The 15,796-nt window shown below is 60.2% G+C and carries 6 protein-coding genes; 5 read left to right on the top strand and 1 reads right to left on the bottom strand.

The features are described from left to right. Positions 1-14 precede the first annotated feature (14 nt). From KHU33_RS17850 to KHU33_RS17840, 3 genes are all read left to right on the top strand, one after another. The gene (locus KHU33_RS17850; RefSeq protein ID WP_211465361.1) at positions 15-1,799 is read left to right on the top strand and encodes a sensor histidine kinase; all 1,785 of its coding nucleotides are present in this window, start codon (positions 15-17) and stop codon (positions 1,797-1,799) included. Next, a complete protein-coding gene (locus tag KHU33_RS17845) occupies positions 1,799-3,151 on the top strand; it encodes a sigma-54-dependent transcriptional regulator (RefSeq protein ID WP_211465360.1) in 1,353 nt (450 codons plus the stop codon). The genes KHU33_RS17850 and KHU33_RS17845 overlap by 1 nt, the downstream gene beginning before the upstream one ends. Before the next feature lie 171 nt (positions 3,152-3,322). Next, positions 3,323-4,465 carry an acyltransferase family protein gene (locus tag KHU33_RS17840; protein ID WP_230414363.1) on the top strand — a complete coding sequence of 381 codons (1,143 nt, stop codon included), beginning with the start codon at positions 3,323-3,325 and terminating at the stop codon, positions 4,463-4,465. An 80-nt stretch (positions 4,466-4,545) separates the two neighbouring features. Here KHU33_RS17840 and KHU33_RS17835 read toward each other — a convergent pair whose 3' ends face one another. Beyond that, positions 4,546-5,835, bottom strand: a complete 1,290-nt coding sequence (locus KHU33_RS17835; protein ID WP_329956079.1) for a TCR/Tet family MFS transporter — start codon at positions 5,833-5,835, stop codon at positions 4,546-4,548. 396 nt (positions 5,836-6,231) lie between these two features. Between KHU33_RS17835 and KHU33_RS17830 the strand changes: the two genes are divergently transcribed. Beyond that, positions 6,232-7,971 (top strand): ShlB/FhaC/HecB family hemolysin secretion/activation protein, encoded by a 1,740-nt coding sequence (locus KHU33_RS17830; protein ID WP_230414362.1) that lies wholly within the window; start codon positions 6,232-6,234, stop codon positions 7,969-7,971. 138 nt (positions 7,972-8,109) lie between these two features. Further along, positions 8,110-15,796 (top strand): two-partner secretion domain-containing protein (locus tag KHU33_RS17825; protein WP_211465354.1); only part of this gene is annotated, 7,687 nt, incomplete at its 3' end.

The raw sequence follows: 15,796 nt of genomic DNA, 5'->3' as shown, positions 1-15,796 counted from the left end.
AGGCAGGTGACGTTATGCGGTTGAGAAAGCCGCTGGTATTGACGGTATTGGCGGTTATTTGCGCCATTGCCGCGGTGGCGACCACCTACGTCATGGCGGCAAAAAAAGCCCGCGACGACATCGGCGAAGCCAGCGAACGGCAGCTGCAAATCATCGCACTCGACCTCGAATCGGTATTGCAGAAATTCGAGACGCTGCCGTTTGCCCTCGGCTTCCAGTCGGATGTGCTGCAAGCACTGGCGCGGCCGGAAGACCAGCTCAACATCCAGCGCCTGAACCTGACGCTGCAACTGATACAACGGCAGTCGAAGGTGGTGGCAATCTACATGCTGGACCGCAAGGGCATGACGCTGGCTTCCAGCAACTGGGATACGCCTACCACTTTCGTCGGCAGGGATTTCGGTTTCCGCCCTTATTTCCGTGAAGCGATCAAAGGCAACGCCGGGCGTTTTTACGGTATCGGCAACGCCACCAATGTGCCCGGTTACTTCATCGCCCAGCCGATCTACGCCAGCGCTGCCGCCCACGGCGCAAATGCTGCGATAGGCGTGATGGTGGTCAAGATAGACTTGACCGAATTCGAGCATACCTGGCGCAGCAGCGAAGAAGCGATTACGCTGGTCGATAGCAGCGGCGTGGTTTTTTTAAGCAATCGTCCGGCCTGGAAATATCACAGCCTGTATCCGCTCAACGGCGCGGTGCAGCAAAACCTGACCGGCACCCATCAATACGCCGATCAGGCGATCACTCCGGTGACTTCGCTGCCAAAGGCGCAAAGAGTAGAGTTCGGCCAGCACGTTACGCGCGGCATCGGCAGCCTCGGCTGGCAACTGATGCTGTTTCCTTCGCAAGCGCGGATTGCCCGCATCGCCTTGTTATGGACTTTGGCGGCAGCCTTGCTGCTGGCGATCGCCGGAATTTCCTTGTGGGCCTTGTACCAACGCCGGCGGCGTCTGGAAGAACGTTTGATGTCGGCTGAACATCTGGACCGCACCATCGCCCAAAGAACGCAGCAATTGATGGTGGCGAATCAGACTCTGGAAGCGAAATACGCCAAATTGAAAGAAACCGAACACCTGCTGCGTTCGACCCAGAACAAACTGATCCAGGCCGGCAAGCTGGCCATGCTGGGGCAGATGGCGGCCGGCATTGCGCACGAGCTGAACCAGCCGCTGGCGGCGATCCGGGCGTTTGCCGATAACGCCATGACTTTCCTGGCGCGCGGGCAAGCCGGCAAAGCCACTGAGAATTTGAGTCATATCAGCAACGCCAGCGCCCGCATGGGCAAGATCGTCGGCCAGCTCAACGGCTTTTCCAGGAAAAGCCACGAAGCGGTGGCCATCATCGACTTGCCGAAATCGATAGAGGCGGCAGCATTGTTGCTGCACAACGAGTTCCAGACTCACGGCGCCAAACTGCAGATCGAAATCCGCCAGCCGGCCCAGGTGATAGGCGATTCGGTGCGCACCGAGCAAGTGCTGATCAATCTGTTGCGCAATGCCTTGGACGCGGTGGATAATGCCGAGCAAAAGATTGTCTCGCTGCTGCTGGAATGCGAGGCGGGCGAGGCGGTGATCCGCATCCGCGATTCCGGACCCGGCATCCCGGCCCAGGTCGCGCAGCATCTGTTCGAACCGTTTTTCACCACCAAGCCGTCCGGCAAAGGACTGGGCTTGGGCCTGGCCATTTCATCTTCCATCGTGCAGGCGATGAACGGCCGCTTGACGGCAAATAATCACGGCGATGGCGGCGCCGAGTTCGTATTGCGGCTTCCTTTGCCGGAAATGCTTGAGTCTTGATGGAGGTAAGGTTGGCGACGCTGGAAGCAGTATTGATCGAGGACGAACAGGCGGTGCGGGAAGCGATTACGCAAACGCTGGAACTGGGCGGTTTTACCGTCCATGCCTGCGACAGCGTAGAACAGGCGCAGCCCTGGCTTAGCGCCGGATTTGCCGGCGTGATTGTCACCGACGTGCGCTTGCCGGGCCGTTCCGGCCTGGAATTGCTGACCCAGGTGGTGACGCTGGATCCGGACCTGCCGGTGATCGTAGTGACCGGCCATGGCGATGTCAGCATGGCGGTGGACGCCATGCGCGCCGGCGCTTACGATTTCATTGAAAAACCGTTCGCCGCTGAACGGCTGATGGAAACCGCTCACCGGGCGCAGGAAAAACGCAGCCTGATTCTGGAAAACCGCCGTCTCAAAGCCGCCTGGGTAGCGCACCCGGACATGCCGAGCCTGATCGGCCAGTCAGCCTCGATCGAAAGAGTCAGGACCATGATCCGCAGCGTCGGGCCGACCATGGTCGATATCCTGATCAACGGCCAGACCGGCAGCGGCAAGGAAGTGGTGGCGCGCCAGCTGCATGTCGCCAGCGGCCGCAAAGGGCCGTTTGTCGCCATCAATTGCGGCGCATTGCCGGAGACGGTATTCGAAAGTGAAATTTTCGGGCATGAGGCGGGGGCGTTTACCAGCGCCCAGAAAAGGCGTATCGGCAAGCTGGAATACGCCAAGGGCGGCACGGTATTTCTCGACGAAATCGAAAGCATGCCGCTGGCCTTGCAAGTGAAATTGCTGCGCGTACTGCAAGAACGCAAGCTGGAGCGGCTCGGCGGCAATGAGCCGATCGCCATCGATTGCCGCATCATCGCCGCCAGCAAAGCCAATCTGCTGCAGATGAGCGCACAAGGCAGTTTCCGCGAAGATCTGTATTACCGCATCGGCGTAGTCAGCATCGATCTGCCGCGCCTGAATGAGCGGCGCGAGGATATTCCCTTGTTGCTGGCGCATTTTATCCAGGGCGCGGCGATCCGTTATCAGCGGCCGTTGCCGCAATGGACGCTGGCGCAGATGGCGCAATGGCAAACCCGCGACTGGCCTGGCAACGTGCGCGAACTGCGCAATTTCGCCGAGCGGCTGGTGCTGGGCGTGGCGGAAGGCGTGGCCGATCTTGCCGCTCAGGACGGCAGCGACGAGAGCAGTGCTGTGCCGCTGCCGCAGCAAATGGATAACTACGAGCGCATGCTGATAACCGAGATGCTGAACGCCAGTAACGGCAACGTCGCCGTCACCGCGGATCGTCTGGGCCTGCCCAAGAAAACCCTGTACGACAAAATCAAGAAATATCAGTTGGCCGTGGGCAAGGCATAAGGTTGCACCAGACAATTCCAGCGCGATTCCTACGCGGCTCCTGCACGATTCCTGCGGTTCCGATGGCAATAAAATATTGTCACATTTGGAAAGTGTTACAAAACAATATTCCACTGGACAAGCGCGGTCGAATCTTTATCATTGGCATCTTTTTTCAACATGGATGCAACAATGAGCGTTTCATCGCTACTGCCAAATTCATCCAACGCACCAGACCGTAATTCCAATTTCCAATTCGGCTTTATCGACCTGCTGAAGGTCATTGCTGCACAGTTGATTGTTTTGCACCATCTGGCGTTCTACGGGCCGATGGCCGATCACGTCCGTCCCATCGCGCCGATGCTGATTGATTGGCTGGATTCTTACGCCCGCATCGCGGTCCAGGTGTTCCTGGTGGTCGGCGGTTTCCTGGCGGCCAAGTCGCTCTCGCCGGAAGGCATGCCGGCGGTTTCCGACCCGCTGCGCGTCTTGTGGCGCCGTTACATGAAGCTGGTGCCGCCGTTCCTGGTGGCGACCATACTGGCGATCGGCGCTTCGGCCGCAGCTGCGCAGTGGATGACGCATTATTCCATCTCCGCCATGCCGACCGCGTTGCAGCTGGCCGCGCACGCCTTGTTGCTGCATTCCATCCTCGGCTATGAATCGATCTCGGCCGGCGCCTGGTATGTCGCCATCGATTTCCAGCTGTACGTTGTATTGACCCTATTGCTGTGGCTGACCGGCGGCCTGGCTCGGCGCCGCGCCATGCCATGGCTGGCGCCGCTGCTGGTGGTGGCAGGCGTCAGCGCATCGCTGCTGTACTTCAACCGCAACGCCGCCTGGGATGCCTGGGCGCCATACTTCTTTGGCAGTTACGGCCTCGGCGTCATCGCCTGGTGGGCGCGCGATCTGAACCGCCGGCCGGCCGTGGTGGCGCTGCTGCTGGCGGCAATCCTGTTGCCAACCTTGTATGCACTGGCGATCGATTTTCGCAGCCGCATCGTGGTGGCTTTACTGGTGGCCTGTGCCTTGGTGCTGGTGAGCCGACGCGGCATGCTGCTGTCGCGCCAGCGCTTTGCCTGGATCCGCTCGTTCGGACGGATCTCTTATTCCATCTTCCTGGTGCATTTCCCGGTCTGCCTGGTGGTGAACGCCGCTTTTGCCAAATTTGTTCCGGCGCGGCCATTGCTGCAAGCAGGCGGCATGCTGCTGGCCTGGGCCGCCAGTCTTGCCGCCGGCGCGATCTTTTATCGCTGGGTAGAGATTCCGCTCAGCCGCCTGTCAGCCCGGGCTTCCGGCGAGGGTTTTGGATTGCAGGTTCCGGCCGCAGCTTAATGTTGGGTAATCACTGCGGTAGGGCAATCACCACGGTAGGGTAACTACTAGGTAGGGTAAACGCTACGCTGCGGCGGGGCTTATAGCACATCTTCCGTTTCCAGGCCGGCGCTGGCGACCGTAACTTCCGTGCGCTGACGGCGTTGGCGCCGGAAATGCAGGAACGCCAGCACCAGCGCCGCCAATTGCAGCACCGCGCAAAAATAAAACGGAGCGCCGATCCGCCAGTCGCCTTTCGGTAAATGAGACACCACGCCCAGCAGCGGCGCGCCAATCATCGGCGCGATCACCGCCATCAGGCTGTTCAGCGAACTGACCGCGCCCAGCGTCTGGCCCTGGCTGTGCGAATCGACCGCGCCGGAAATAATGCTCTGGATCGACGCATTGACTGTAGCGCCGAACACATTGGCGAAAATCACCGCATACATCATCCATGACTGACTGGCGGCGCCCCATAAGATATAGGCGGCGGTGGAAGAAACCAGGCCGATGACCGCCAGCCGTTGCGGGCTAAAGCGTTTTAACAGCGGTCCGAGCAGCACTCCCTGCACAATCACCGACATGATGCCGACCGCCGCCAGCGACCGGCCGTTTTCCAGCGGCCCCCAGCCGAACTTGAAAGTGGTGTACAGCACCCAGGTGGTAAACAACATGAATTGCGCCAAGCCGTTGCAGGCAATCACCGCAACCAGCGGCCCCACCGCCTTCAAGCGCGACAGGGCGCGCAAGGAGGTCAACGGGTTGGCTGCCCCCCAGCCGAATGTGCGACGGCGCTCAAGCGGCAGCGACTCGGGCAGCACGAAATAACCGTACATCAGGTTAATCAAGGCCAGGCTGCCGGCGACAATGAACGGCAGGCGCAAATCCATCGCCCCCAGCAAACCGCCCATCACCGGCCCGACGATAAAACCGACGCCGAACATGGCGCCAATCATGCCGAAACGCTTGGCGCGAAGTTCCGGCGCGGTGATGTCGGCGACATAAGCATTGCAAACCGCCGCGTTGGCCTGCATCGCGCCGCCGATCAGGCGCACCACGATCAGCATCCACAGCGCAGTCGAAAAAGCGGTGGCAAAAAAATTCAGCGCCAAGCCGCAAAAACCCAGCAGCAGTACCGGCCGCCGGCCGTATTGGTCGGACAATGCGCCGAGAATCGGCGAGCCGAAAAAATTGGCGATACCGAAAGCAAAGGCCACCGCGCCATACCAGAATGCCTGATCGGCTTGCGAGCCGGTGAATTTACCGACCAGCACCGGCAGCACCGGGATGATCAGGCCGATCGAGATCATATCGATCAATACGGTCAGCATGATGAAGGGCATCGCCGCAGTGCGGCCCTGGTTCTGTGCAGGAAGTTTGAGATTGGTCACGCGTTGCTACTCCGGTAGGTAGTTTTGTTTTGTGCGGCAGGTCGGGGTTGCCTGATTGCCATCCGTCATCATATCCAAAAAGGTAGTTCAGATGTCAGCGACTTCCAGGCGCTGGCTGGTATGAGCCTGACTGGACATTATGTGATCGGGACAGAGGAATGCTTGCCAATGATCGCGGATGGATTTGCAGTTGACTAAGGCACGACGGCAATTAAATGTGTTGTTATTACGCAACTAATTCCCGTGAGGTATGTTAATTACTGTAAAAATTTACAATCAGGACACAATTTAATTATTAATAATTGACTTTCTAACTATAATTCCGGCAAGGGAAAAATACATAGAAAGCAACAAATGGGGAAAAACACCTTAGCAGGCAAAGGTGACGGGGGTTTATTGTGTTTTGCAAAGGGGATCGGCGTAACGCTCTTGCTGAGTGCCGCCATGCAGGACGGGATAGCGCAAACCGCCGTGACCGAGCGCGGCGCCTTGGAAGGGCTGCGCCGGCAGGAAGAGCGCACGCGCGAACAGCAACAGCAGTTGCAACCCAAGGCCGACGTTCTGAGCCCGTCGACATCTACCGAAATCTCTACCGAGCTGCCGCTTGAATCGCCATGTTTCGTGATCCGCGAAGTGACCCTGAGCGGCAAGCATATCGGCCGCTTTAGCTGGCTGCAGGATGCCGCTCTGCCGTTCCTGAATCGCTGCGTCGGCGTTGAGGGATTGAGCCGCATCGCCTCGGCGCTGGACGCCAAGCTGATCGAGCTCGGTTATGCCACCACGCGCGTCAGCCTGCCGCAACAAAACCTGCACAACGGCATTTTGGAACTGGTGCTGCATGTCGGCCGCATCAGCGAAGTACGCATGGTCAAGGCTGGCGACGCCAAGCAGACTCCGGACGATAACTGGGGCACCTGGCGCAATGCCTTTCCTGGCGTGCCGTCGTTGGGGCCGGGCGATATCCTGAACATCCGCGATCTGGAGCAGGGCGTCGAGCAAATGAAGCGCCTGCCGAGCCAGGCGGTCGCCACTCGCATCGAACCGGGAGCAGAGCCGGATACCAGCGTCGTTTATATCGAACGGCAAAGCGGCAGTCTGCGCGATCGCATCCGCGGCGGCGTCACGGTCGACAATTCGGGCAGCAGCACCTTGGGCCGGCCCCAGTTATCCGCTTATATTGCGTTCGACAATCCGCTCGGCCTGAACGACATTCTCAACCTGAGCGGCAATAGCAATCTCGAAAGGCCGGAGAGCGATCACCGCAGCCAGAGTGCATCCGTCAACTACAGCATTCCCTGGGGTTACAACACCTTTACCGTTTCCGGCAGTCACAACCGCTTTGCGCAGGTGGGGCAAGGCACCACGGTCAGTTTCCTGTCCAGCGGCACCAGCGATACGGCCGAATTCAAATGGCATCGCACCTTCATCCGTACCGCCTCGGCGAAGTTCGGTCTCTATGCGGGTGTGGCGACGCGACGCGGCGAAAGTTTTCTGAACGATGTCGAGTTGGTGGTGCAACGGCGTCGAACCACCCGACTGGAAGCTGGGATCACTTATAAAAAGCTGATAGGGCAGGCTGATCTGGATATTGATCTGGGTTATCAACGCGGTATGCCATGGTTCAGCGCTGAGGACAATTTCCCGCAGGTGGAAGGCGTCGTTAGCCCGAACAATCGGCCGCAGATCTGGAGCATGAATGTCAGTTATAACCAGCCGTTTACGCTGGCGCAACAGTCGTTCCAGTACACCGGTTCAATGCACGGTCAGGTGACCAACGATGCGCTGTTGGCGGTCGATCAGATATCCATCGGCAATCGTTACAGCGTGCGCGGCTTCGATGGCAACAGGGTGTTGCTGGCCTCCAGCGGCTTTTATTTCCGTAATGATCTCAGCATGCCGGTCAACCTGATTGCCGGCGTCGACAGCCAGGTCTATCTGGGGATCGACGCCGGCCGCGTCTGGGGAGTCAGCGACGTGCCTCTGATCGGCAGCAAGCTGGCGGGTACGGCGATCGGCATGCGCGGCAGATGGAATGCGTTGCAGATGGATGCTTCGATCGGTACGCCGCTGTACAAGCCAGAGGGTTTCAAGACGCAGCACTGGAGTTCTTACGTGTCGCTGACTTACGCCTTCTGATGAGCATGTACTCAAAGCAGCACATCAACGCTTAGAAAAGCAGACCACGCGCATGACGGGTGGCAATGACATATCGCACAGACGCAGCCAGAGCGGCAGCGCTTGCGCAATTTAATGAGTTACGGGATCGGGGAAGTCATGAATTCGCATCAACCACAAACACAGCAGCAAGCCGTATTTAGCGCGCCAGACAACCTGGCGTTGACGCGATCGGAGCGTTCCTGGATGCGGCGGACGGCGAAAGCCATGCTCGCCCTCTATCTCTGCCAGACTATCTTTGCCGTATTGCCGGCGCAGGCCGGGCTGAACCTGCCGATTACGCCGTCGCCAAAAGCGCCCGCCGGCCAGCATCCGTTGATGGACGCAGCGCAAAACGGCGTGCCGATTGTACTGATCGCGCCGCCCAGCGCCGGCGGCGTCTCGCGCAATCAATATGACCAGTTCAACGTTAACCCTAACGGCCTGATTCTTAACAACAGTACCGGCGTGACGCAGACCCAGCTGGGCGGTTGGGTTAGCGGCAATCCGCAATTGGGAAATACCCCGGCCCGCATCATTCTCAATGAGGTGGTATCGAACAATCCCAGCCAATTACGCGGCACCATCGAGGTCGCCGGGCAGCGCGCCAATATCGTCATCGCCAATCCGAACGGCATCACTTGCGATGGCTGCGGCTTCCTGAATACCACCCGCGGCACCTTGACCACCGGCCAGACGCAGTTTGGCGCGAACGGTGCAATCAACGGCTTCAATGTCAGCCAGGGTCAGTTGATGATCGGCAGCGGCGGCTTGAACGCCACCAATATCGAACAGCTTGACCTGATCGCCCGCGGCCTGGTGATTGAAGGCGAAGTCTGGGCCAGGAACCTGAACACCCTGGCCGGCGCCAACCAGGTGCTGTACGGCACTTTGCAAGTCACGCCGCAAGCCGGCAACGGCGCCGCACCGCGCTTTGCGATCGATATCAAGGATCTGGGCGGCATGTACGCCAACCAGGTGTACATGGTCTCGACCGAACAGGGCCTTGGCGTCAACAGCAGCGGCCGGGTTGCCGCCTTGCAGGGCAATCTGGCGTTGTCGAGTAACGGCGACCTGACTCTGAAAGACAGCTACGCCAAACAAAATATCCAGCTGGCGGCCAGCGGCAACACCGTGCTGACCGGGCAGACGCAAAGCGAGGGCAGCACCGGCATAAGTAGCGGCGGTAGTCTGGTGCAACAGGGCACGGTGGATTCGCAAGGGCAGTTGAGCGTGAATGCCGGCGCCTTGAGCAACGGCGGGGCTATCATCCAGCGCAGCGCCGATAATCTGGCGCTGGCGATCAATGGCGCAGCCAGCAATAGCGGTTCGATTGTCAGCGGCGGCACGCTCAATCTGAATGCGGCCAGCATCACAGATACCGGCGGCAAATTGCTGGCCGCAGGCGATCTCAATCTGCAGGCCCAGAATCTCAGCTTTTCCGGCAGCCAGCTCAACGCCGACAAGAACCTCAGCCTGAGCGCCAGCTCTGGCAATCTGCTGGCGAACACCAGCAATATCATTGCCGGCAATAATCTGAATGCAAGCGCCGGCGGCCAGTTGAGCAATAGCGGCGGCGTATGGCAGGCAGGCCAGAACGCCGGGATAAAGGCGGCGGCTATCAGCAACCTCGGCGGCACCATGCTGGCAAGCGGCCAGCTTGCGGTCACTACAGCGGGCAAGCTGGATAATAGCGGCGGCAAATTGATGGGGAGCCAGGCGGCCACTCTCAATGCGCAGCAACTGATCAACGACGGCAACGGCCTGGTTGCCAGCGACCAGGGCACGCGGATTACAACTACGCAAGGCGTCAGCAATCAAGGCGGGGTGTTATCGGGCAAGAGCGATCTGACCGTCAATACCAATGGCGCTGCGCTCAACAATGCGGCGGGTACGCTGGTGTCGGACGCCTCGTTGAACATCAGCGCCGGTGCGCTCGACAATACCCGTGGGCAGTTGACCTCACGCGCTCAGAGCGGCGGCGCGGCAACGCTCAATCTCGCCAGCCTGAATAATCGCCAAGGCGTGGTCGACGCCGCCGGCAGCCTGGCATTGACTGTTTCAGGGGCGCTCGACAATACCCAAGGCAGCATCGCCTCGGGCACCACGGCGAGCACCGTTGCCGGCGGGACGCAAATCCAGTCAGCCAGCCTGAGCAACAACGGCGGCCAGATCGTCGCCCGCGATGCGCTGCTTATCAATACCGGAGCCTTAAGCAACGATGCGATCGGTTCGAGTAAAGGAATCCTCGCCTCGAACGCATCGACAGTCACGGTCAATGCAGCCGGCGCCAGCAATATCGGCGGGCTTGTCACCAGCGCCAAAGGTACTACGCTCAACACGCAAGCATTGAACAGCAGCAGCGGCGAAATCTCGTCCGGCGCAGCGTTGGCGATCAATACCGCAGGTCAAAGCCTGACCAGTACCGGCGGCCGGATTCTGGCCAATGGCGGCGTGGAGATTCAAGCAGGCGCTATCACCAGCAACGCCAATGGCGCGCAAACTGCGCTGATTTCCAGCGGCAGCAACTTGAACGTTCGCGCTGCCGCGTTGAACAATGACGGCTCGACCATCGTCGCCGGCAATACCACCGACGCCAGCGCCGGCAAGGTCGACCTGAAGCTGGGCGGTGGCGCCTTGTCCAACACCGGCGGCGCGATCCAGTCTACCAATGCCATCACTCTCAACGCCGGTGCAGTCAGCAATCAGAGCGGCCAGATCACCGCTAACAATTCGCTCGACCTGGCTGCCGCCAGCGTCAACAATAGCGCCGGCCTGGTGTCGGCAGTGAATACCCTGGCTGTCACCAGTGCTGCGGCAATCCAGAATAACCGCGGCCAGATCATCAGCAATGGCAACCTCGGCTTGAACGCCAGCGCGCTCGACAACACGCAAGGCGTGGTCAGCGCCAAACAGCAGGCCGATCTGAAACTGGGCCAGGGCTTGCTCAACAACGCCGGCGGACAAATCGTCGGCACCCAGGCGTTGAACCTGCAATCGGGCGAAATCCGCAATGCCGCCGGCACTATCGCCAGCGGTTCCGGCCTGGTGCTGAACACCCAGGGACAAGCCTTGGACAATAGCCGCGCCGGCCAAATCGTCGCCGGCGGCAATCTCGACATCGCCAGCGCGCAACTCAATAACAGCAGCGGCACCATCGCTTCGCTCAAAGGGATTACCGCCATCAACACCAGCGGCCAGGCGCTGAGCAATGACAGCGGCAAGATCCAGGCGGCCGGCAATGCCACGGTCATCGCCGGCAATACCAGCAATGTGAAAGGCTTGATCAGCGGCCAAGACATCACTATCACAGCCGGTACGCTCGACAATACGGCCGCACAGATTGTCGCCGCCGGCAACCTCAGCACTAATACCGGCGCGCTCAACAATACCCAGGGCTTGCTGCAATCGGTTGGCAACGCCAGCATCGACAGCAACGGCCAGGCGATCGTCAATATCAATAGCGGCAGCGGCGGCGGCATCGTCTCCGGCGGCACGCTGGATGTGAAGGGCGGCAGCCTCAACAACCAGGCCGGTTACCTGGCCAGCAACGGCAAGCAGACGCTGGCGGTCAGCGGTGACCTGGATAACCGCAACAGCGGCCAGATCATTGCCAACGGCAGCAACACGATTACTGCCGCCAATGTGCTTAACGGCGGCGGTCTGATCCAGTCGCTGGGCGATCTCGCGATCACGGCCGGCAACAGCATCGGCAATAGCATTGGCAACAACGCCGGCCAGATCGCTGCCAACGGCGATGTCACGCTGAACGCGGCAGGCATCGACAACAGTGCTGCCGGCAGCATCAGCGCCACCAATATCCGTGCTAACGCCAATACCATCAATAACGCCAACGGCAGCATCAAAGCCGGCAAGGACGCCGTCCTCGCCACCACGCTTGGCGCCGCCAGCCTGGATAATAGCGGCGGCCTGGTCAGCGCCAAGCACGATGTCACGATCAACGCCACCGGCCTGGGCAACGCCAACGGCAAGATCGTCGGCGACAATAGCGCCACCGTCACCACCAGCAGCAACAGCCTGGGCGGCACGATTGCCTCCAGTAACGCGGTCACCCTGAACATCAACGGCGATTACAACAACACCGGTCTGCTGTCGGCCCAGAAAAACCTGACCGTCAATGCTAACAACATCAACAACAGCGGCACCCTGACCTCGGGTGATACGCTCAACGTCAATACCGGCAACCTGAGCAATTCCGGCGAGATCAGCGCCCAGACCACTAATCTGAATGTCAGCGGCACGCTCACCAATACCAGCAGCGGCCTGATCGACGGCGTCACCACCAATATCAATGCCGGCAGCACCAACAACACCGGCCGCATCTACGGCGATCTGCTGAAGATCAACGGCGGCGCCATCAACAATAGCGGCAGCGGCACCATTGCGGCCCGCCAAACCTTGTTGATCGGCGTCCAGAATCTCAGCAATACCGAAGGCGGGCTGATCTACAGCCTGGGCGATCTGGGCATCGCCGGCGCGATCGACGGCAACGGCAATCTGCAAGGATCGGCGCAGAACCTGCTGAATGCCTCCGCCAAGATCGAAGCGCGCGGCAATCTGGGGATCACTGCCGCCAATCTGTTGAATCGCGATAATCATCTGGTTACCAGAGTAGTGCTTGATCCAACGATTAACCAGGACCAGGTGCAGCCTTCAGGCTCGGCCACCAAATACAAGGCGTCCGATTGCTTCGGCGTCGGTGGCGGCGGCGACAAGGTCAATTGCATCGTCCATCCCGACAAATACGGTCAGCGCAGCACCATCGCCACCGCCCGCACCGTGGTGCCGGACCAGTGCAGCGGCGGTGGCGACAGCCAGACTTGCGTCCCCGGCTACACGGTGGATAACTACCCCTGGAATTCGCCGGTGTTTGCCCAGTTCGGCGTCACGCCGGTTACCTCGGCGGCGCCAGCCGAGCCGAATGGCCAGGGCGGCTGCTCCTTCAGCACCGATAACGGCCCGGTGGATCTGACCACTCCGCAGTGCGTACAGTGGCGCAAAGACTATGGCGTCTGGAGCACGGCTTACGAAGCAACACTGGATGCGCTGGCCGTCAAAATCGATAGCTACAACGCCAGCGTCAGGGAAGACAACCGGCTGGATCAGTTCGAGGATTACACCTGGTACAAGGTGACGGCGACGCCGAGCCATACAGAAGTGGTCAGCAGCGCGCCGGCGCAGATTCTGTCCGGCGGCAACATGACGCTGAACGGATCGGTCACCAATCAGGATAGCCAGATCGTCGCCGGCGGCGCAGTCGGCATCGTTGGTCCCGCGGTCAGCAATCTGGCCACCCAGGGTGAAAACCGCACCACCTACAACGGCACTGCCGAGTTCACACATGTCGAGACCTGCGGCTTCCTGGGCAACAAACATTGCCGCCGCTGGGATGGAGCGCAGCCATACAACGCGGCCCCGCAAGTCATCAGCGCCGATCTGCCGACCGTGGTGTACCAGCAAAACGCCGGCAACCAGACCGATAACCGCAATCTTGCCGTCGCTACCGCCAATCCGGACGGCAGCGTGGCCGGAGCAATCAGCGCCGCTACCGGCAACGCACGCGCGATTGGCGCACAGGCAGTCAACGCCGTGTTGGCGACCGGCGCCGGCGCTAACAGCACCGGCCGTGCCTTGCCGGTAGTCCAAAGCGTGGCGGCAAATGGCACCGGCTTGCGCGCTCACGATGTTATTTTGACGACAGCGCCGCGCCTGACCCTGCCCAACAACAGCCTGTTCAAGATCCATCCGGAACCGGGTTCCAACTACCTGGTGGAAACCGATCCCCGGTTTACTAACCAGCGTACATTCCTCTCCAGCGATTATTTCCTGCAAGCGCTGAACCGCAATCCGGAGCGCAACCTGAAGCGCTATGGCGACGGCTTTTACGAACAGCAAATGATCAACGACCAGATCCTGGCGTTGACAGGCCGCCGTTATCTGACCGGCTACGCCAGCACCGAAGATGAATACAAGGCGCTGATGAGCGCCGGCGTCGCCTATGCCAACCAGTATCAGTTGAGCCCCGGCGTTGCCTTGTCGGCAGAGCAGATGGCCAATCTCACTACCGACATCGTCTGGCTGGTCAGCCGTAGCGTGACACTGGCCGACGGCAGCACTCAGCAGGTACTGGTGCCGCAAGTCTACCTGCGCCGTCCGCAAGGCGGCGATCTGCAGCAAAGCGGCGCATTGATCGCCGGCGGCGACGTCATGATCAAGACCGATTCGGATCTGGTCAACAGCGGCAGCATTGCCGCCAGCAACAGCACCACGCTGCTGGCCGGTAACGATCTGCTGAATCGAGGCGGCCGTATCAGTGGCCAGGACATCGTGGCCCGCGCCCGCAACGATCTGGTCAACCTGTCCGGCGTGATCCAGGGCAGCGGCAACGATTCCACCGTCACCTTGCTGGCCGGACGCGACATCGTGCTGCAAACCCGCACCATCGACACCGTCAATCCAGAAGCCACCAGCAGCCGCACCAATATCGACCGTATTGCCACGGTACAAGGCGGCACGGTAACCCTGAACGCCGCGCGCGACCTGAACGTCAAGGGCGCTAACGTCAGCGCGGTTGGCACAGCCAGCGCGGACAATCCGAACGGCGGCAACCTGATCGCCACGGCTGGCCGCGACATCAAGGTCAGCGCCGTCGCCGGCCAGTATCAGATCGATGTTGAAAATCCAAAAGGCCACAGCGTTGAAGGCCGCACCGGCTTCATCAAGGAAAGCACGGTCAGCAACCAGCTCGCCAGCCTGAACGGCAACAACAATCTGGGCCTGGCGGCAGGCCAGAGCGGCAGCGGCGACCTGGCGCTGAAGGGCGCTAATCTCAACGCCGGCAACAACGCGCTGCTGTCAGGCAGCAATGTCAGTATCGAAGCCGTCAAGGACAGCGTCGTCAACGATATCCAGACTGTCGGCAAGAAGGAATACCACCGCATCGGCAGCGCCGACGAGACACTGGCCGGCGGCAATGTCAACGCCGGCAACAACCTGACAGTCAAAGCCACCGGCACGCTCAGCGGTACGGCCGATGCAAACGGCAACGCCGTGGCCCAGGCGGATAGCGGCAACATCAGCCTGAGCGGCGGGTATCTGGCAAGCCAGAGCGGACAAGTCACGCTGGCCGCCAACAATGACGTAACCATCAAGAGCGTCACCACCGAACACAGTACGGTGCAGGAGAGCTACGTCAAGAGCGGCGGCATGTTTTCGACCACGGCCACCACGATTGCCAAGCACAGCAGTCTGCAGCAGGCCGAGGGCAGCACGGTGTCCGGCAACAGCGTGCTGACCGTCGCCGGCCATGACATCAATGTCCAGGGCAGCAATGTGGTCGGCACCAAGGATGTGACGCTGGCCGCGGGCAATAACGTCAACATTGTGACGGCGCAAAGCAAGAGCGCGCAATCTTCGTATGAGAAGAAGGAAACTTCTGGCTTCTTTAGTTCCGGTGCGAGCATCACATTGGGAAGTAAGGAACAGGATAACGAGAACACCCTCAAGACGGTGACCAATACCGGCAGCGTGATCGGTTCCACCGGCGGCAATATCAGCATCAACGCCGGCGAGCACTACACGCAAACCGGCAGCAAGGTAATGGCGCCGGCTGGCGATATCAGCATTGCCGCCAAGGCGGTCGACATCAACGCCGCCTACGACACCACGGAACAAAACAGCAAGACCCACACCCAGCAAAGCGGCTTGTCGCTGGGCGTCAGCAGCCCGATCATCAGCGCCTTGCAGTCGATCGAGCAGATGGGCGACGCCTCCAAGAAGACGAACG

Source organism: Collimonas silvisoli, assembly GCF_018305005.1.
In the GTDB taxonomy this organism is placed as follows: Bacteria; Pseudomonadota; Gammaproteobacteria; order Burkholderiales; family Burkholderiaceae_D; genus Collimonas; species Collimonas silvisoli.
This window is presented reverse-complemented; position numbering and strand designations above follow the sequence as displayed.

What these genes read in the sequence shown, in the direction of transcription:
- KHU33_RS17850 (WP_211465361.1), top strand. Translation starts at nt 15, where the DNA reads ATGCGGTTGAGAAAGCCGCTGGTATTGACGGTATTGGCGGTTATTTGC.
- KHU33_RS17845 (WP_211465360.1), top strand. Translation starts at nt 1,799, where the DNA reads ATGGAGGTAAGGTTGGCGACGCTGGAAGCAGTATTGATCGAGGACGAA.
- KHU33_RS17840 (WP_230414363.1), top strand. Translation starts at nt 3,323, where the DNA reads ATGAGCGTTTCATCGCTACTGCCAAATTCATCCAACGCACCAGACCGT.